This window comes from Billgrantia ethanolica (assembly GCF_021404305.1).
Classification (GTDB): Bacteria; Pseudomonadota; Gammaproteobacteria; order Pseudomonadales; family Halomonadaceae; genus Halomonas; species Halomonas ethanolica.
This window is the reverse complement of the sequence record NZ_JABFTX010000001.1, coordinates 1,574,647-1,592,298: the sequence shown is the minus strand read 5'-3', so window position 1 is coordinate 1,592,298 and position 17,652 is coordinate 1,574,647. Positions and strand designations below refer to the sequence as shown.

Below are 17,652 nucleotides of genomic sequence, written 5' to 3'. Positions count from 1 at the left end.
CACTCTGCATCAGGTGCGCTGCGTCAAACGTGACGCAGGTACCAGGCATACTCCAACTGGCTCACCGCCTGCATGGCCTGTTCGCGCTCGGCTCGACGATTGGCCAGGAAAACATGTACGAAGTCGCTGCCGAGGGCGGCCTTGAGCGGTTCGCTCGCCTCGAGCAGGTCGAGGGCCTGCTGCCAGCTGTTGGTCAGCGTGGGCTCGAACTGTTCGTAGGCGTTGCCTTCCACCGGGGCGGGCGGCATCAGCTGACGGTCGATGCCATAGTCGATGCCGGCCAGCAGTACGGCCATCAGCAGGTAGGGGTTGACGTCGGCGCCGGCGACGCGATGCTCGATGCGCCTGGCGTCGTTGCAGCCCGAAGGAATGCGCAGGGCCACCGAGCGGTTGTCGAAGCCCCAGGTCGGGGTCATGGGCACGTAGAGCCCCGGCTGGAAGCGGCGGAACGAGTTGAGGTTGGGAGCGCAGATCGCCATGCTGGCCGGCATCAGTTCGAGCAGCCCGGCGACGGCCCGGTGCAGCGTTTCACTGCCCAGCGGGTCGCCGTTTTCGGCGGCGAAGACGTTGCGCCCATGGGCATCCAGCAGGCTGAGATGCACGTGGGTGCCGTTGCCGGCCTCTAGTCCGTAGGGCTTGGCCATGAAGGTGGCTTCGAAGCCGTGATTGAGCGCCACCCCCTTGATCAGCCGCTTGAGCAGCACGGCGCTGTCGCAGGCCTTGAGCGCATCGTCGCAGTGGCCGAGGGTGATCTCGAACTGACCCGGCGCACACTCCTTGAGCGTGGTGTCCAGCGGTAGCCCCTGACACTCGGCGGCCTGGCGCACGTCGTCGAGAAAGTCGGCGTACTCGTCGAGTTCCCCGATGGAGTAGAGCTGGCTCTGGGTGGCGCGTTCGCCGCTGCGAGGCGAGCGTGGCGGCTGGATCCGACCTTCGGCGGTGCGCTCCCTGTCCAGCAGGTAGAACTCCATTTCCACGGCGGCCACCGGTACCAGGCCACGCCTGCCCAGCCGCTCCAGCTGGCGTGACAGCACCTGACGCGGGTCGGCGAAGAAGGGGCTCTCGTCGCGCTCGACCATGGTCATAAGCAGCTGCGCCTGGCGCCCGCCGCGCAGCCACGGGGTCGGCATCAGCGTTCCCGCCAGCGGCTGGCAGACTCGGTCGCTGTCGCCGATGGCGAGGCCCAGGCCGGTGGCCTCGATGGTATGGCCGTTGATGTCCAGCGCGAACAACGAGGCCGGCAGGTTGATACCCTGATGGAACACCTTGTCGAGATTTTCTCGGGGGATACGCTTGCCGCGTATCACGCCGTTGAGGTCGCTGATCAGCAGATCGATGCTGTCGATGTCGGGATGACGGTCAAGGAACTCGCGGGCCTGATCTGCACTGGGCGACGGCATGGCAGCACCTGTTGTGTGTTGAGATGTCCGGTTCCGCTCTATCTTTCGATGCTGCACCGTTGTTGTCAAATCCTTTACGCTGGTGTTCGGCTGGAGATAACGGTTGTCGGCTATTTGGCTAGGTTTTGCTTGGGTTTCTTCCGAAGATTTCGCCGGCGGGGTGGATTTTTTCTCCGGCTTGGTGGAAAGTTTAATCAACACTCGTCTTTTTTTCATCGTCTGATTCGAGGAGGCTGTCATGCCGAGCCGTCCCTTGGTGGGGGTCATCGCCTGTCGTCGCGAAGTCGAAGGGCATCCCGCTCATGTGGTGACCGACAAGTATCTGAGCGCTCTGCGCGCCTACGGCATGGCGCCGGTGGTGCTGCCGGTGTGGCAGGACGCCGCCGACGGCGATCTGCTCGGCCACCTGGATGGCCTGCTGCTCACCGGCAGCTACTCGAACGTCGAGCCTGCGCGTTATGGCGCCGAGCGGGCACCGGAAAACACGCATGACGACCCGCATCGCGACGCCGCCGCCCTGGCCTGGATACCCACCGCCGTGGCGCGGGGCCTGCCGCTGCTGGGCATCTGTCGCGGTTTTCAGGAGATCAACGTGGCCTATGGCGGCACCCTGCACCAGGCGGTGCAGAACGTGCCCGACCTTGCCGATCACCGCGAGCCGGAAGCCGACTACGACACTCGCTACGCGCCGGCCCATGACATCGAGATCGTGCCTGGCGGCCGCCTGGCAGCACTGCATCCCGAGCCCCACGCGCGGGTCAATTCGCTGCATCAGCAGGGCATCGACCGGCTGGGCGGCGGGCTTGCCGTGGAGGCCCGTGCGCCGGACGGCCTGATCGAAGCGGTGTCGGTGGCCGCGGCGCCGGGGTTTGCCCTGGCCGTGCAGTGGCACCCCGAATGGCAGCCGCGGGAACACCCGCTCTACGACGCCCTGTTCAAGGGTTTCGCCGCCGCCTGCCGCGAGCACTGCGGCGAGCGCTCACTGGCCTTGACGAGCTGATCGGGGGAGCCATGCATACCGAGACCTACCGCAAGTTGGATCGGGACCACCACCTGCACCCCTTCACCGACTTCAAGGCGCTGGGCGAGGAGGGCAGCCGTATCGTCACCCACGCCGAGGGCGTCTATATCCACGACAGCGAGGGCAACCGCATCCTCGACGCCATGGCCGGGCTGTGGTGCGTCAATCTGGGCTACGGCCGCGAGGAGCTGGTCGCGGCGGCCACCGCGCAGCTGCGAGAACTGCCTTACTACAACAACTTCTTCAAGAGTACCCATCCGCCGGCGGTGAAGCTGGCCGAGATGCTGTGCCGGCTGGCGCCGGCGCACATGAACCGGGTGTTCTTCACCGGCTCGGGCTCCGAGGCCAACGACACGGTATTGCGCATGGTGCGCCGCTACTGGGCCCTGGAAGGCAAGCCCGACAAGCAATGGATCATCGCCCGCGAGAATGCCTACCACGGTTCCACCGTGGCCGGCCTGAGCCTTGGCGGCATGGCGCCGATGCATGCCCAGGGCGGTCCTCTGGTACCCAAGATCGCCCATGTTCGGCAGCCCTATTGGTTTGGTGAGGGAAAGGTTGCACAAGGGCGGGTTGGAGAAGGGCGCGATACCAGCCCGGAAGCGTTCGGTCGCGAGTGCGCCGCAGCCCTGGAGGCGAAGATTCTGGAGCTCGGCGAGGAGAACGTCGCCGCCTTCATCGCCGAGCCGGTGCAGGGCGCGGGTGGCGCCATCATCCCGCCGCAAAGCTACTGGCCGGCCGTCAAGGAGGTGCTGGCCAGGTACGACATCCTGCTGGTAGTGGACGAGGTGATCTGCGGCTTCGGCCGGCTGGGGGAGTGGTTCGGCAGCATCCACTACGATTTGAAACCCGATCTGATGCCCATCGCCAAGGGGATCTCGTCCGGCTACCTGCCGATCGGCGGCGTGCTGGTGGGCGACCGCGTCGCCGAGACCCTGATCGAGCGCGGCGGCGAGTTCTTCCACGGTTTCACCTATTCGGGGCATCCGGTGTGCGCCGCCGTGGCGCTGAAGAATCTCGAGCTGATGCAGGCCGAGGGCATCGTCGAGCGGGTGCGTGACGACGTGGGACCCTATCTCGCCGAGCGCTGGGCCACCCTGGCCGATCACCCCCTGGTGAGCGAGGTGCGCTCGCTGGGGTTGATCGGGGCGCTGGAGCTGATCGACCCCGACACCGGCGAACGCTTCGACAAAGCGCGGTTCCCCAAGGGCTTTGGCGTCGGCACCCTGTGTCGCGACATCTGCTTCGATCATGGCCTGGTGATGCGCTCGGTGGGTGATACGATGATCATTTCGCCGCCGCTGGTCATTACCCGCGCCGAGATCGATGAGCTGGTCCGCCTGGCCTGGGAGGCGCTGGACGAGACCGCGAGGCGACTGGCCGCACGCGAACAGGCGGATGAGCCAGCCATCATGATCCAGCCATCAATAGAGGAGTCCCGATCGTGAGCCGTACGCCAACCCCTCGCACCCTGGCCGACTGGCAGGCCCGAGCCGCCGAGCTGTCGTTCGAGTCGCGCGCCTTCATCGACGACACCTTCCTCGCTGCCGAGAGTGGCGACACCTTCGAGTCGCGCAACCCGGCCACCGGCGAACTGCTGGCCCAGGTGGCCAGTTGCGACGAGCCCGATGCCGCGCGTGCCGTGGCGGTGGCGCGCCGGGCCTTCGCCGACGGCGCCTGGTCGCGCCTGGCGCCGGGCAAGCGCAAGAAGACCCTGTTGCGCCTGGCCGAGCTGATGGAAGCCAACAAGCACGAGCTGGCGCTGATCGACACCCTCGACATGGGCAAGCCTATCTCGAGTTCGCTGGGCGACATGAATGGTGCCATCGCTTGCATCCGCTACCAGGCCGAGTGCATCGACAAGCTCTACGGCGAGGTGGCCCCCACCGGCGAGGAAACCCTGGCCCTGGTGCTGCGCGAGCCCATCGGCGTGGTAGCGGCGATTGTGCCGTGGAACTTCCCGCTGATGATGACCGCCTGGAAGGTCGCCCCGGCGCTGGCCGCCGGCAACAGCGTCATCCTCAAGCCCTCGGAGAAGTCGCCGCTGTCGGCGCTGCGCCTGGCCCAGTTGGCCCGGGAGGCGGGCATCCCGCGCGGGGTGTTCCAGGTGCTGCCGGGCTTCGGCCACACCGTGGGCAAGGCCCTGGCGCTCTCCATGGAGGTCGACTGCCTGGCCTTCACCGGCTCCACCGCGGTGGGCAAGCAGCTGATGCAGTATGCCGGGCAGTCCAACCTCAAGCGGGTTTATCTCGAGTGCGGCGGCAAGTCGCCCAACCTCGTCTTCGCCGACTGCAAGGACCTAGACCTGGTGGCCAGCCACGCCGCCGCGGCGATCTTCCACAACCAGGGCGAAGTGTGCATCGCCGGCTCCCGGCTGCTGGTCGAGAACACGATTCGCGACGACTTCGTCGAGCGGGTACTCAAGGCCGCCGAGAACATGCAGCCGGGCGATCCGCTGGACCCGGACAGCTTCATGGGCGCCATCGTCGACGAGGCCCAGCATCGTCGCATCCTCGACTACATCCGCCAAGGGGTGCAAGAGGGCGCGCGGCTGCGCACCGGCGGCAAGGCCATCGACGGCCCGGGGTTGTTCATCCCGCCCACGGTGTTCGACGGCGTCACGCCGCAGATGACCATCGGTCGCGAGGAGATCTTCGGCCCGGTGCTGGCGGTGTTCGGCTTCGACACGGAAGAGGAGGCGGTGGCCATGGCCAACGACACGCCCTACGGCCTGGCGGCGGGGCTGTGGAGCCAGGACATCGACCGCATCATGCGCGTGACGCGGCGGCTGCAGTCGGGCCAGGTGTTCGTCAACAACTGGGCCGGGGGCGACCAGACCATGCCCTTCGGTGGGGTCAAGCAGTCGGGCAACGGCCGAGACAAGTCGCATCACAGCCTGGAGGAGTACTCCGAGCTCAAGAGTGTATGGATGTCGCTGCAACCAAGTTGATCCTGTCAGAAACCGGCAGGGGATGAGCCGGCGGCCGTGGCAGGTATACTGGCGCCACGACCGCCTGCTGGAGACTTCCCTTGATCGATCTTGCCACCATGCTGGCCTCGCTGCCCCTTGGCTACGCCATGGCGCTCACGTCGCTGTTGACGTTCCTGCTTGCCTTCGGCCTGGCCGGCTGGCTCGCCGTCCGGCGCCAGCGGGTGGAGGCGGTACGGCACGAAGCCGCCTTGGCCGACATGCGTGAGCGGCTGGCCGAGCGTGAGCAACAGCTCGATGACGCAAAGCACAGGCTCGGCGAGGTGCAGGTGAGTGAGGCGCGTCTGGCCACCACGCTGGAGCAGAAGCAGCAGCACTTCGAGGCCCAGTTGGCGCTGTTGCGCGACAGCCGCGAGCAACTGCGCCAGGAATTCGAGAACCTGGCCAACGAGATCCTCGAGCGCAAGGGGCGCGCTTTCTCCGAGCTTTCCCAGCAGCGTATCAGCGGCCTGCTGCAGCCGATCCAGGCCGAGATGAAGGGCTTTCGCGAGAAGGTCGAGACGATTCATCGCCACGACACCGAGCAGCGCGCCGGGCTTCGCACTGAACTGCGCCATTTGCAGGCGCTCAACCGCGAGATCACCGATCAGGCTGAGCGCCTGACCCAGGCGCTGCAGGGGCAGAAGAAGGTGCAGGGCAACTGGGGCGAGCTGATGCTGGAGAACGTGCTTGAGGGCTCCGGCCTGCGCCCTGGCAAGGATTACCAGCGCGAGGTGAGCTTTACCACGGCGGAGGGTCGGCGCCGGCCCGATGCGGTGGTCTATCTGCCCCAGGGCCGCCACCTGGTGATCGACGCCAAGACCTCGCTTGCCGCCTACGTGCGCTACGTCAATGCAGAGGACGAGATGGCGAGAGGGCAGGCTCTGGCGGCTCATGCCAAGTCGGTGGGCGAGCGCATAGCCGAGCTGGCCGACAAGCACTACTACGATCTGCCGGGCCTCAACTCGCCAGACGTGGTGATCATGTTCATCCCGGTGGAGTCAGCCTACGTCGAGGCGCTCAAGCACGATGAGACCCTCTACCAGCGGGCCATCGAACACAACGTGCTGGTGGCCACGCCCACCACGCTGCTGACCAGCCTCAACGTGGTGCGTCAGCTATGGCGCTTCGAGGACCAGAGTCGCCACAGCGCCGAGCTGGCCAATCGTGCCGAGCGGTTCTACAACAAGCTGCGGCTGTTCCTCGAGAGCATGCAGGAGGTGCAGGCGAAGCTCGACGGCGCCCGCGACAGCTACGACCGTGCCATGGGACAACTAGTCAACGGGCGCGGCAACCTGATCAAGCAGGCCGCCGAGTTCCAGGAGCTGGGAGTGGCGGTGAAGAAGGAGCTGCCGGCCGAGCTGGTCGAGCGGGCCGGCCTCGAGCTCGAGACTGCGAGCCCCCGCCAGGCGCTGCCGGACGGGGGCGGTCGAGGCTAGGGGCCAGCCAAGGTAAGGGACTTAGAAGTTGGCCCACTCCGGCTGGCGCTCCGCGGTGGCAAGCTGCAGCTGGCGCATGATGGGCCGGGGCGCCGTAAGCATCTCGCCGTGCGGCACGCTTTGGCCATCGGCGCGAGCGCTGCTCGGCAGTTGGAAGGCGGCCATGGCGTTCATCAGCTGACGGGCATGCTGGCGCAGATTGTCGGCTGCCGTGGCGCTCTCTCCCACCAGGGTGGCGTTCTGCTGGGTGACCCTGTCCATCTCGGCCACCGCCGTACCGGCTTCCTGCACGCCGGCGCTCTGTTCGACGCTGGCCTGGCTGATCTCCCGCATCAACTGGCTGACTCGCGCGATGGCCTCGACGATCTCCTCGGTGGCCTGCCGCGCCTCGGCAGCCCGAGCGTTACCGCTCTTCACGCGCTCCACGTTGCTGGTGATGAGTTCATTGATTTCGCTGGCGGCCTCGGCGCTCTTCTGGGCCAGCTTGCGCACTTCGGCAGCAACCACGGCGAAGCCGCGGCCGTGCTCGCCGGCACGCGCCGCCTCCACTGAGGCGTTGAGTGCCAGAATGTTGGTCTGGAAGGCGATGTCGTCGATGGTCGAGATGATGCTGGCGATCTCTCCGGCGCTCTTGTCGAGCTCGTTCATGGTAGCCGTCATCTGCTCTACCGCCATGCCACCCTGGCGTGCCGTGTGCGAGGCATTCTCGGCCTCACGGCTGGCCTGGCCTGCATTCTCGCTGTTCTGCACCACGGTGCCGTTCAACTCTTCCATCGCCGAGGCGGTCTGGGTCAGGGCGCTGGCCTGCTGCTGAGTGCGCGAGGCGAGGTCGGTGTTGCCCTCGGCGATCTGCTCGCTGTTGCTGGCCACGGCTTCGGCAGCGCCGCGCACCTGGGTCACGATGGCCTGCAGCTGGCGGGCCATTTCCACCTGCGATGCCATGATGCTGTGTCGGTCGCCATCGCGCAGACGCCCGGCGGTAGCCAGTTCGCCGCGGCCGATCGCCTCGGCGAAGGCTTTCACCTCGTGGGGCTCGGCGCCGAGCTCGCGCAGTAGCTGGCGAGCCAGCAGGTAGGCGATGGTGCCCCCTGCCGCCAAGGCCGCCAGGCAAAGGGCCAGCATCAGCATCTGGAAGCCGGAGGCGGTATCGCGGGCCAGTGCGGTATCGGCTGCGCTCTCGGCTTCCTGGTGGTCGATGAAGTCATTGATGCTGTCGAGCCAGGTAAAGAAGGCCGGGCCGGCCTCGCTCAGAAGAACTTCCCGTGCGCCGACAATGTCGCCCTGTGCGCGACGCTCCATTACTTGGGCCGCCAGTCGTTGCGTCGTATCGGCCTGGCGCTCGATGGCTGACAACAGTTCGCTTTCGCGGGAGGAGACGCTGAGCTGAATGGCGGTCGCCATACCGCTGGCGGCGCGCTGGTAGTCGTCGGCCAGCATGCGGTAGTCGCGCTCGAGGGTTGCCAGCGCGGCGGGCGATTCGACCAGGGTCATGTCGCGCAGCAGGATCGCGCGGTCATGCACGCTGCCGCGCCAGTCGATGGCGTGGCGCTGCTTGGTGCCATTGACGTCGTTGATGGTGGTGAGGCTGTGATCGATACGGTTCACCTGCACGATGCCGATGGCGGTGAGCAGTACGATCAAGGCGAGCACGGCGGAGAATCCAACGAACAGACGACTACGTATTCCCAGGCGGGCGAGGCTGGTCGAGAGTCCCATGGCATGCATTCCTTATTCTGGTTTTGAGCCACTCCCGGTGGAAGCGAGAGTGGAAGACACGCGAATCTTAAAACTTGTACAATCACTGTACAAATGAATTTAATTTTAGCCTGCCGTCGAAAAAAGCACTGCTTGACCTACCGATCTGCTAGGTGTGGTATGTAGAAAGCAGGATTTGGGCGCGTGAGGTCGCGATTCGGCCGCGAAAAGTTGTACAAAACCCTGAGGAAGGAGAAACCCTATGTTCGCTATCTTTCGGCGAGATCCCACCAAACGACTGCAAAAGGCCTATGAGCGCAAGCTCGAGGAAGCGATGCTGGCGTCCCGCAACGGTGACATGCGCGCCAACGCGGCGCTGACGGAGCAGGCCGAGGCCCTGCGCTTGGAGATCGAACGTTTGAAGCGCGGTTGATTCAGAAGGCGCAGGCCGGTGTGCAGCAGCTCACCAGACGGCAGGGCTCGCTGCCGGGATTGCGGAAGCGGTGGGGCACGTTGGTGTCGAAGTAATAGGCTTCGCCCGGGCCGAGCAGGCGGGTTTCGGGGCCGATGGTGATCTCTATCGTGCCCTCCAGCACCACGCCGGCTTCCTCGCCCTGGTGGGCGATCATCTCGCGCCCGGTATCGGCGCCGGGCGGGTAGGTCTCGATCATGAACGCCAGCGCCCGACTAGCGCGGTTGGCGCCGACCAGCTTGTAGACGACCTCGCCGCTGCCCACGTCGGCGAGCTCCTCGGCGCTGTAGAAAACCTGGTCGCGGCTCTCCATGTCCATGGTGAAGAAATCGCCCACGCTGATGGGGATGGCATCGAGGATCTTCTTCAGCGAGCTGACCGAAGGGCTCACCTTGCCCTGTTCGATCAGCGACAGGCTGGAATGGGTGACCCCGCAGCGCTTGGCCAGTTCACGCTGGGAAATGCCGCGCAGAGTGCGAAGCGCGCGCAGGCGTACGCCGACGTCGTCCGACATGCCGATCTCCTAATCCCGCGGGCGGCGCCCAGGCACCGCCCGCCATGCCTCAGCAGAGGGCGTCGAGCTTCTGCTTGAGCAGCTCGTTGACCTGTTGCGGATTGGCGGTCCCGCGCGAGGCCTTCATCACCTGGCCGACGAAGTAGCCGATCATCTTGCCGCGCTTGTCCGGCTCGGCGTCGCGATACTGGGCTACCTGGGCTGGGCTGTCGGCGATCACCTGATCGATCATCGCCTCGATGGCGCCAGTGTCGGTGACCTGCTTGAGCCCCTGGGCCTCGATGATGTCATCGGCGCTGGCGCCCTGGCCGTTCCACAGTGCCTGGAACACCTGCTTGGCGGCCTTGCCGTTGATGGTGTCGTCGAGCACGCGAGCGACCAGTTCACCCAGCTGACGAGCCGATACGGGGCTATTGGCGATCGAGAGATTCTCACGATTCAAGGCACCTGCCAGCTCACCCTGTACCCAGTTGGCGGCCTGCTTGGCATCCTGGCAGACATCTTTCACTTCTTCGAAATAGTCGGCCATCTCGCGGGTGGCGGAGAGCACGCTGGCATCGTAGGCCGAGAGGCCCAGCTCGTTCTCGAAGCGGGCGCGCTTCTCGGCCGGCAGCTCCGGCAGGTTGTCGCGCAGATGGTCGATGTAGGCCTTGTCGAGCACTACCGGCAGCAGGTCGGGACAGGGGAAGTAGCGATAGTCGTTGGCCTCCTCCTTGGTCCGCATGCTGCGGGTCTCGTCGCGCTCGGGGTCGAACAGGCGTGTCTCCTGCACCACCTTGCCGCCATCCTCGAGCAGCTCGATCTGCCGCTCCACCTCGAAGGCGATGGCGCGCTCGACGAAGCGGAACGAGTTGACGTTCTTGATCTCGGCGCGGGTGCCGAAGGCTTCCTGGCCCTTGGGCCGAACCGAGACGTTGACGTCGCAGCGCATCGAGCCCTCGGCCATGTTGCCGTCGGAGATGCCAAGGTAGGTGACGATGGAGTGGATCGCCTTGAGATAGGCGGCGGCCTCCTTCGCCGAACGCATGTCCGGCTCGGAGACGATCTCCAGCAGCGGTGTGCCGGCACGGTTGAGATCGACGCCGGTCATGCCGTGGAAGTCCTCGTGCAGCGATTTGCCGGCATCCTCTTCCAGGTGCGCGTGGTGCACGCGAACCGGCTTGGTGGTGCCGTCCTCGAGAGTGATCTCGACCACTCCGGCGCCGACGATGGGCTGGTACATCTGGCTGGTCTGGTAGCCCTTGGGCAGGTCGGGGTAGAAGTAATTCTTGCGGTCGAACACCGACACCTCGGGAATCTCGGCGTCGATCGCCAGGCCGAACTTGACCGCCATGGCGACGGCCGCCTCGTTGAGCACCGGCAGCACGCCCGGCAGGCCCAGGTCGACGGCGCAGGCCTGGGTGTTGGGCTCGGCGCCGAAGGCGGTGGAGGCGCCGGAAAAGATCTTCGAGCGGGTGGCGAGCTGGACGTGAACCTCCAGCCCGATCACGGTTTCCCATTGCATCAGGCGTTCTCCTCGGCGAGCGCGGGGCATTGACGGTGCCAGTCGGTGGCCAGTTGGAACTGGTGGGCAACGTTGAGCAGCCGCGACTCGTTGAAGTGGCTGCCCAGGATCTGTAGCCCCACCGGGCGCTTGCCGGCGAAGCCGACTGGCACGCTCATGCCGGGGATGCCGGCGAGGTTGATGGCGATGGTGTAGATGTCCTGCAGATACATCGACACCGGGTCCTTGTTGGCGCCAAGATCGAAGGCCGGGGTGGGAGCGGCCGGGCCCATCAGGACGTCGACTTCCTCGAAGGCGTCGAGGAAGTCCTGGCGGATCAGCCGGCGCACCTGCTGGGCCTTCTTGTAGTAGGCGTCGAAGAAACCCTCGGAGAGGGTGTGGGTGCCGATCAGAATGCGGCGCTTGACCTCGTCGCCGAAGCCCTCGGCGCGGCTGCGCTTGTACAGGTCGATCAGATCCACGGGGTCGGCGCAGCGGTGGCCGAAGCGTACGCCGTCGTAGCGCGACAGGTTCGACGAGGCTTCCGCCGGGGCGATGACGTAGTAGGCCGGTATCGCGTAGTGGGTGTGCGGCAGGCTCACCTCACGCACGCTCGCGCCGAGCGATTCGAAGACCTTGATCGCTTCGCGCACGGCGGCTTCCACCTGCGGGTCGAGACCGTCGCCGAAGTACTCGCTGGGCAGGCCGATCTTGAGGCCGGAGAGTGCGGTACCGAGCTCTTCGGTGTAGTCGGGCACGCCGCGCTGCACGCAGGTGGAGTCGCGCAGGTCGTGGCCGGCCATGGCGTTGAGCAGCAGGGCGCAGTCCTCGGCGCTGCGGGCCATGGGGCCGGCCTGGTCGAGGCTCGAGGCGTAGGCGATCATGCCGTAGCGCGACACCCGGCCGTAAGTGGGTTTGAGCCCGGTGATGCCGCAGAAGGCTGCGGGCTGGCGAATCGAGCCGCCGGTGTCGGTGCCGATCGCCGCCGGCACGAAGCCCGCCGCCACCGCCGCGGCGCTGCCGCCGGACGAGCCGCCCGGAACGGCGGTGAAGTCCCAGGGGTTCTTCACCGGGCCGTAGTGGCTGTTCTCATTGGAGGAGCCCATGGCGAACTCGTCCATGTTGGTCTTGCCCAGGCTGACGGTGCCGGCGGCCTTGAGCTTCTCGACCACCGTGGCGTCATAGGGGGCGATGAAGCTGTCGAGCATCCGCGAGCCGGCGGTGGTCTTCACGTCCTGGGTGCAGAAGATGTCCTTCAGCGCCAGCGGCAGACCGGTTAGCGCGCCGGCCTTGCCCGCGGCGCGGGCGGCGTCGGCGGCATCGGCGGCGGCCAGGGCCTGCTCGTGGGTGACGGTAATGAAGCTGTTCAGCTGGCCGTCGAGACGGTCGATGCGGCCGAGCAGGTGCTGGGTCAGTTCGCGGCTGGAAAAGTCGCCGGCATCGAGCGAACGGGTCAGTTCGGCAAGGGTCTTGTCATGCATGCGGCATGGCTCCATGAAAGCGTGCCGTTGAAAGAGAGGTGAATCCTGAGCTGGTTGGCGCTACCCGAATGGCGGCTGGGCTCACTCGACGACGCGAGGAACCAGGTAGAGCCCGTTTTCCACGGCCGGAGCGCACTGCTGGAAGCGGCTGCGCTGGTCGCGCTCGGTGACTTCGTCGGCGCGCAGGCGCTGGGTCACGTCGAGGGGGTGAGCCAGCGGGGCGACCCCTTCGGTGTCGAGTGCCTGGAGCATGTCGACCATCTCGAGAATACGGCCTAGGTCGTCCACGTAGCGGGCGGCCTCGTCGTCGGTCAGGCCGAGCCGGGCCAGATGAGCGGCCCGCTGCACGTCTGCGTGTTCAAGCGCCATGAGCTGAGTGTCCTCGCACGGATGGAGTGTTATGAACAGCGGGAAAAGGTACCATATTCGAGCCATGGCGGGCACTCTTCTCGCATCTGGAGCGGCCTATGTCGCTTGCTGCACTGAGGCGGCGATGATACCGTTTGCATCCGCACTGGTCCCGGTCTGCACTAGGTAACGACGTCCATGTTCAAACGCTTGAGGGGGCTGTTCTCCAGCGATCTTTCCATCGATCTGGGTACGGCTAATACACTGATTTACGTTCGCGGTCGCGGCATTGTGCTCGATGAGCCGTCCGTAGTGGCCATTCGCCAATCCGGTAACATGCGCAGCGTGGCCGCGGTGGGTGCCGATGCCAAGCGCATGCTGGGCCGCACGCCGGGCAACATTACTGCGATTCGCCCGATGAAGGACGGCGTGATCGCCGACTTCACCGTTACCGAGCAGATGCTCCAGCACTTCATCCGCAAGGTTCACCAGAGCACTTTCCTGACCCCGAGCCCGCGGGTGCTGGTCTGCGTACCCTGCATGTCGACTCAGGTCGAGCGCCGGGCGATCAAGGAGTCCGCGGAAGGGGCCGGTGCCCGTGAAGTGTTCCTGATCGAAGAGCCCATGGCTGCTGCCATCGGCGCTGGCCTGCCGGTGGACGATGCCCAGGGCTCGATGGTGGTGGACATCGGTGGCGGCACCACCGAGATCGCCATCATTTCGCTGAACGGCGTGGTCTACTCTGAATCGATCCGTGTCGGTGGCGACCGCTTCGACGAGGCGATTTCCGCCTATGTGCGCCGCCACTACGGCAGCCTGATCGGTGAGGCCACCGCCGAGCGTATCAAGGAAGAGATCGGCTGTGCCTACCCCGGCGGCGAACTGCGCGAGATTGACGTGCGCGGCCGCAACCTGGCAGAGGGCATTCCGCGCAGCTTCACGCTGAACTCCCACGAGATTCTCGATGCCCTGCAGGAGACGCTCTCCTCGATCGTCGCCGCGGTCAAGAGCGCGCTGGAGCAGTCGCCGCCCGAACTCGCCTCCGACATCGCCGAGCGTGGCCTGGTGCTGACCGGCGGTGGCGCCCTGCTGCGCGACCTGGACAAGCTGATCTCCGAAGAGACCGGGCTGCCGGTCATCGTCGCCGAGGATCCGCTGACCTGCGTAGCGCGCGGAGGCGGCAAGGCACTCGAGATGATCGACCGCCACACCTTCGAGCTGCTCTCAAGCGACTGACGCCGCAAGGCCGTTTTCCAGTGCGAATCGACGTATGAACAGGTGCGGCCGGACGTGCCGCGCCCGGTGCGGGGGGAACGTCTATTAAACCGCTGTTCTCGCACGGTCATGTGCCTGGCTACCGCATGCTGCTGTGTGTGGTAGCTGCGTCTGCCTTGATGTTCGTCGATCATCGTTTCACCCGCATGGAAGAGGTGCGCGCTCAGCTCACCACCGTCGTGGCGCCGATCCAGTGGCTCGTCGCGCTGCCCAGCGACGTGCTCACATGGGGCTCGCTGGCGCTCTCCGAGCAGCGTGCGCTGGTGGAGGAGAACCGCCGCCTGCGCGAGCAGATCCTGCATCTGTCCCACCGGGTCCAGCACATGTCGAGTCTTACCGCCGAGAACGTGCGTCTGCGCGAACTGCTTGGTGCTGCCGCTCGCCTGGAGGCTCCCTACATCACCGCCGAACTGCTCTCCCTCGACTCCGATCCGTTCACCCATCAGATGGTGATCGACCGCGGGCGTCGCAACGGGGTCTACGTGGGGCAGCCGGTATTGGATGCCTCGGGGCTGGTGGGCCAGGTGACGGCGGTGTCGGCCTATTCCAGCCGGGTGCTGATGGTGGCCGACGCCAGTCATGCGCTGCCGATTCAGATCAACCGTAACGGCCTGCGCTTCGTGCTGCAGGGCAGCGGTCAGTACGATGCCCTGAGAGTGATTCATGTGCCGGATACGGCCGACATTCGCGAAGGCGACCTGCTGGTGACCTCCGGGCTGGCGGGGCGTTTCCCGCCGGGTTATCCCGTGGCCAGGGTCACCGAGGTGGTCCATGACCCGGGCCAGCCCTTTGCCCGGGTAACGGCCGAACCCGTCGCGCGCCTGCAGCGCTCCCGCCACTTCCTGCTGGTGTTTCCGCCCGATCCGGCGCCGGTGCCTGACGACGAAGTGTGGGATCTGGAGCTGCCGGATGAGCTGGATGACGAAGCCACGCTGGAGGAGTCGAACTGATGGCGAGCGGATCGACCACGGCGCTGCCCTGGATTTGGCTCACCCTGCTGCTGGCGCTGTGCCTTCAGGTGATGCCGTTGGCCGAGGGTTGGCAGATCTGGCGGCCGGACTGGCTGGGGCTGATGCTGATCTATTGGTGCATGGCCGCCCCTGCCCGAGTCGGAGTCTTCCACGGCTTCGTGCTCGGCATCCTGCTCGATCTCATCGAGGGCGCTCCGCTGGGGCAGAATGCCCTGACCCTGTCGCTGCTGGCCTTCCTCGCCGCTCTGGTCTATCCACGCTTCCGTACCTACTCCCTGGTGCAGCAGGCGCTGCTGATCCTGGTGCTGCTGGGGCTCGTGCAACTGGTCGAACAGTGGCTGCGTACCCTGTTCGGTCCCTTCTCGATGCACCTTGCCTTTCTGCTCCCATCGCTGATCGGAGCGGCGCTGTGGCCGTGGCTCGTCACCATGTTCCAGGCCTTCGAGCGCCGGTTGGCCAGGCATGACTGAGGAGCGGGCCGAAGGGCGCGAGGGCGTGCTGTGCCTGGCATCGGCCTCGCCGCGCCGCCGCGAGCTGCTGGCCAGCATCGGTGTCGGCGTCGAGGTGCGGCCGGTGGACATCGATGAGACGCCGCTGCCTGACGAGCTGCCCGAAGCCTATGTGCTACGCCTGGCCCGAGAGAAGGCGTTGGCGGGCGGGTGCCGGTCGCGACTGCCGACGCTGGGCTCGGATACCGCCGTGGTCTGCGACGGGCGGATACTTGGCAAGCCGGCCGATCGGGACGAGGCGATAGCCATGCTGCGCCTGCTGTCGGGTCGCGCTCACCAGGTGCTCACCGCCGTGGCCGTGACGGGGCCGGCCGGGTTGCTCGAGGTTTGTGTGGCGACGCGGGTTTTCATGCGCGAGATCAGCGAGAGCGAGATGGCGGTCTACTGGGCGACCGGCGAACCTGCCGACAAGGCGGGCGGCTATGCCATCCAAGGCTTGGCGTCGATTTTCGTCGAGCGTATCGAGGGCAGTCACTCGGCGGTGGTCGGGCTACCCCTGTACGAAACGGCGCAGTTGCTGGTGCGACAGAATGTGCCGCTTTGGTGTGGTGCTGCCTAGGCGTACCACTATGTCATAATGCGGCTATTGAACTGGACAAGGATTTCCGCATGAGCGGCGAAGTACTGATCAACCTGACGCCGATGGAAACCCGCGTGGCGGTAGTGGAAAACGGCGTGCTGCAGGAGGCGCTGATCGAGCGTACGCGCCGACGTGGCATCGTCGGCAACATCTACAAGGGTCGCGTGGTGCGGGTCCTCCCCGGCATGCAGGCGGCCTTCGTCGACATTGGTCTCGACCGTGCGGCCTTCATCCATGCCCATGAAGTGATGCCGCCCGGCACCCCGCCCGAGGAGCAGGCCACCATCGGTCAACTGCTCCACGAGGGCCAGGCACTGGTGGTTCAGGTCACCAAGGATCCCATCGGCTCCAAGGGCGCACGCCTCACCACCCATCTGTCGGTACCTTCACGCTACCTGGTCTACATGCCTGACTCCCCGCACCACGGCGTGTCGCAGCGCATCGAGGACGAGCGTGAGCGAGAGCGCCTGCGCGAGCTGCTCGAACTCTGCCAGCAGGAGCAGGAGATCGAGATCACCGGCGGCTTCATCGTGCGTACGGCGGCGGAGAACGTGGGCAAGGAGGAGCTCTTCTCCGACATGCACTTCCTGCTGCGGCTGTGGCGCAAGGTCAGCGAGCGCAAGGTGACCGCGCCGGCACCCAGCGTGATCTACGACGATCTGCCGCTGTTCATCCGTACCCTGCGCGACCTGATGCGCGACGAGATCGAAAAGGTGCGCATCGATTCGCGGGAAAATTACGTCAAGCTGCTGGAATTCGCCGAGGAGTTCATGCCCGACTCCTCGGCACGCATCGAGTACTACCCCGGGGAGCGGCCCATCTTCGATCTCTACAGCGTCGAGGACGAGATCCAGAAGGCGCTCGGGCGCAAGGTGCAGCTCAAGTCGGGCGGCTATCTGGTGATCGACCCGACCGAGGCGATGACCACCATCGACGTCAACACCGGCGGCTACGTGGGGCACCGCAACCTCGAAGAGACCATCTTCAAGACCAATCTCGAAGCGGCCAACGCCATCGCCCGACAGCTGCGGCTGCGCAACCTGGGCGGCATCATCATCATCGACTTCATCGACATGGAGGACCCGGAGCATCAGCGCCAGGTACTGCGGGTGCTCGAGAAGGCGCTGGAGCGCGATCATGCCAAGACCAAGTGTACCGGGGTCACCGAGCTGGGGCTGGTGCAGCTGACCCGCAAGCGCACCCGCGAGAGCCTCGAGCAGACCCTGTGCGAGTCGTGTCCCACCTGCGGTGGGCGGGGCACCCTGAAAACCGCCGAGACGGTGTGCTACGAGATCTTTCGCGAGATCCTGCGCGAGGAGCGTGCCTACAACGCCGAAACCTACATGGTGCTGGCATCCCAGCCGGTGGTGGATCGGCTGCTCGATGAGGAATCGGCTGCGGTCGCCGATCTGGAGGCCTTCATAGGCAAGACGATTCGTTTCCAGGTCGAGGCGCACTATTCCCAGGAGCAGTACGACATCGTGCTGATGTGAGCG

At 65.8% G+C, this 17,652-nt stretch carries 16 protein-coding genes; 10 read left to right on the top strand and 6 right to left on the bottom strand.

Annotation, left to right across the window (positions count from 1 at the left end; translation table 11 throughout):
- Positions 1-23: 23 nt before the first annotated feature.
- Entirely contained in the window at positions 24-1,400 is a 1,377-nt protein-coding gene (locus HOP53_RS07290) for a glutamine synthetase family protein (RefSeq protein ID WP_234269374.1), read from the bottom strand.
- Between the two features lie 238 nt (positions 1,401-1,638).
- Here HOP53_RS07290 and HOP53_RS07285 point away from each other — a divergent pair, with 238 nt between their 5' ends.
- The 4 genes from HOP53_RS07285 to HOP53_RS07270 all read left to right on the top strand — a co-directional run bounded on the left by HOP53_RS07285 (position 1,639) and on the right by HOP53_RS07270 (position 6,828).
- A complete protein-coding gene (locus HOP53_RS07285) occupies positions 1,639-2,400 on the top strand; it encodes a gamma-glutamyl-gamma-aminobutyrate hydrolase family protein (RefSeq protein WP_234269373.1) in 762 nt (253 codons plus the stop codon).
- An 11-nt stretch (positions 2,401-2,411) separates the two neighbouring features.
- Positions 2,412-3,869, top strand: coding sequence for an aspartate aminotransferase family protein (locus HOP53_RS07280; RefSeq protein WP_234269372.1), 1,458 nt, complete (start codon positions 2,412-2,414; stop codon positions 3,867-3,869).
- On the top strand, positions 3,866-5,371 hold the full coding sequence (locus HOP53_RS07275; protein ID WP_422677594.1) for an aldehyde dehydrogenase: 1,506 nt from the start codon (positions 3,866-3,868) through the stop codon (positions 5,369-5,371). Before HOP53_RS07280 ends, HOP53_RS07275 begins: the two co-directional genes overlap by 4 nt.
- 80 nt (positions 5,372-5,451) lie before the next feature.
- Positions 5,452-6,828, top strand: coding sequence for a DNA recombination protein RmuC (locus tag HOP53_RS07270; RefSeq protein WP_234269371.1), 1,377 nt, complete (start codon positions 5,452-5,454; stop codon positions 6,826-6,828).
- Positions 6,829-6,849: 21 nt separating this feature from the next.
- Here the strand turns inward: HOP53_RS07270 and HOP53_RS07265 are convergent, their stop codons facing one another.
- Complete coding sequence (locus HOP53_RS07265; protein WP_234269369.1) at positions 6,850-8,544, bottom strand: methyl-accepting chemotaxis protein; 1,695 nt, start codon at positions 8,542-8,544, stop codon at positions 6,850-6,852.
- Positions 8,545-8,785: 241 nt separating this feature from the next.
- Between HOP53_RS07265 and HOP53_RS07260 the strand changes: the two genes are divergently transcribed.
- Complete coding sequence (locus HOP53_RS07260) at positions 8,786-8,956, top strand: DUF6435 family protein (RefSeq protein WP_234269368.1); 171 nt, start codon at positions 8,786-8,788, stop codon at positions 8,954-8,956.
- 1 nt (position 8,957) lies between these two features.
- Here HOP53_RS07260 and HOP53_RS07255 read toward each other — a convergent pair whose 3' ends face one another.
- From HOP53_RS07255 to gatC, 4 genes are all read right to left on the bottom strand, one after another.
- A complete protein-coding gene (locus tag HOP53_RS07255; RefSeq protein WP_234269367.1) occupies positions 8,958-9,509 on the bottom strand; it encodes a cupin domain-containing protein in 552 nt (183 codons plus the stop codon).
- Between the two features lie 49 nt (positions 9,510-9,558).
- A complete protein-coding gene (gatB, locus tag HOP53_RS07250; RefSeq protein ID WP_234269366.1) occupies positions 9,559-11,013 on the bottom strand; it encodes an Asp-tRNA(Asn)/Glu-tRNA(Gln) amidotransferase subunit GatB in 1,455 nt (484 codons plus the stop codon).
- Entirely contained in the window at positions 11,013-12,473 is a 1,461-nt protein-coding gene (gene gatA / locus HOP53_RS07245) for an Asp-tRNA(Asn)/Glu-tRNA(Gln) amidotransferase subunit GatA (protein ID WP_234269365.1), read from the bottom strand. Before gatA ends, gatB begins: the two co-directional genes overlap by 1 nt.
- Positions 12,474-12,554: 81 nt before the next feature.
- Complete coding sequence (gene gatC / locus HOP53_RS07240; RefSeq protein ID WP_010629196.1) at positions 12,555-12,842, bottom strand: Asp-tRNA(Asn)/Glu-tRNA(Gln) amidotransferase subunit GatC; 288 nt, start codon at positions 12,840-12,842, stop codon at positions 12,555-12,557.
- Between the two features lie 177 nt (positions 12,843-13,019).
- Between gatC and HOP53_RS07235 the strand changes: the two genes are divergently transcribed.
- The 5 genes from HOP53_RS07235 to rng all read left to right on the top strand — a co-directional run bounded on the left by HOP53_RS07235 (position 13,020) and on the right by rng (position 17,649).
- On the top strand, positions 13,020-14,057 hold the full coding sequence (locus HOP53_RS07235; protein WP_010629195.1) for a rod shape-determining protein: 1,038 nt from the start codon (positions 13,020-13,022) through the stop codon (positions 14,055-14,057).
- A gap of 110 nt (positions 14,058-14,167) precedes the next feature.
- Positions 14,168-15,046, top strand: a complete 879-nt coding sequence (mreC, locus tag HOP53_RS07230) for a rod shape-determining protein MreC (RefSeq protein WP_422677593.1) — start codon at positions 14,168-14,170, stop codon at positions 15,044-15,046.
- Complete coding sequence (gene mreD / locus HOP53_RS07225) at positions 15,046-15,537, top strand: rod shape-determining protein MreD (RefSeq protein ID WP_234269363.1); 492 nt, start codon at positions 15,046-15,048, stop codon at positions 15,535-15,537. Before mreC ends, mreD begins: the two co-directional genes overlap by 1 nt.
- Complete coding sequence (locus tag HOP53_RS07220; RefSeq protein ID WP_234269362.1) at positions 15,530-16,135, top strand: Maf family protein; 606 nt, start codon at positions 15,530-15,532, stop codon at positions 16,133-16,135. Before mreD ends, HOP53_RS07220 begins: the two co-directional genes overlap by 8 nt.
- A gap of 50 nt (positions 16,136-16,185) precedes the next feature.
- Positions 16,186-17,649 (top strand): ribonuclease G, encoded by a 1,464-nt coding sequence (gene rng, locus HOP53_RS07215; RefSeq protein WP_086509861.1) that lies wholly within the window; start codon positions 16,186-16,188, stop codon positions 17,647-17,649.
- The last annotated feature ends 3 nt before the right edge of the window (positions 17,650-17,652 follow it).

What these genes read in the sequence shown, in the direction of transcription:
- HOP53_RS07285 (WP_234269373.1), top strand. Translation starts at nt 1,639, where the DNA reads ATGCCGAGCCGTCCCTTGGTGGGGGTCATCGCCTGTCGTCGCGAAGTC.
- HOP53_RS07255 (WP_234269367.1), bottom strand. Translation starts at nt 9,509, where the DNA reads ATGTCGGACGACGTCGGCGTACGCCTGCGCGCGCTTCGCACTCTGCGC.
- mreD (WP_234269363.1), top strand. Translation starts at nt 15,046, where the DNA reads ATGGCGAGCGGATCGACCACGGCGCTGCCCTGGATTTGGCTCACCCTG.
- gatA (WP_234269365.1), bottom strand. Translation starts at nt 12,473, where the DNA reads ATGCATGACAAGACCCTTGCCGAACTGACCCGTTCGCTCGATGCCGGC.
- gatB (WP_234269366.1), bottom strand. Translation starts at nt 11,013, where the DNA reads ATGCAATGGGAAACCGTGATCGGGCTGGAGGTTCACGTCCAGCTCGCC.
- gatC (WP_010629196.1), bottom strand. Translation starts at nt 12,842, where the DNA reads ATGGCGCTTGAACACGCAGACGTGCAGCGGGCCGCTCATCTGGCCCGG.
- HOP53_RS07290 (WP_234269374.1), bottom strand. Translation starts at nt 1,400, where the DNA reads ATGCCGTCGCCCAGTGCAGATCAGGCCCGCGAGTTCCTTGACCGTCAT.
- HOP53_RS07265 (WP_234269369.1), bottom strand. Translation starts at nt 8,544, where the DNA reads ATGGGACTCTCGACCAGCCTCGCCCGCCTGGGAATACGTAGTCGTCTG.
- HOP53_RS07220 (WP_234269362.1), top strand. Translation starts at nt 15,530, where the DNA reads ATGACTGAGGAGCGGGCCGAAGGGCGCGAGGGCGTGCTGTGCCTGGCA.
- HOP53_RS07280 (WP_234269372.1), top strand. Translation starts at nt 2,412, where the DNA reads ATGCATACCGAGACCTACCGCAAGTTGGATCGGGACCACCACCTGCAC.
- rng (WP_086509861.1), top strand. Translation starts at nt 16,186, where the DNA reads ATGAGCGGCGAAGTACTGATCAACCTGACGCCGATGGAAACCCGCGTG.
- HOP53_RS07235 (WP_010629195.1), top strand. Translation starts at nt 13,020, where the DNA reads ATGTTCAAACGCTTGAGGGGGCTGTTCTCCAGCGATCTTTCCATCGAT.
- HOP53_RS07260 (WP_234269368.1), top strand. Translation starts at nt 8,786, where the DNA reads ATGTTCGCTATCTTTCGGCGAGATCCCACCAAACGACTGCAAAAGGCC.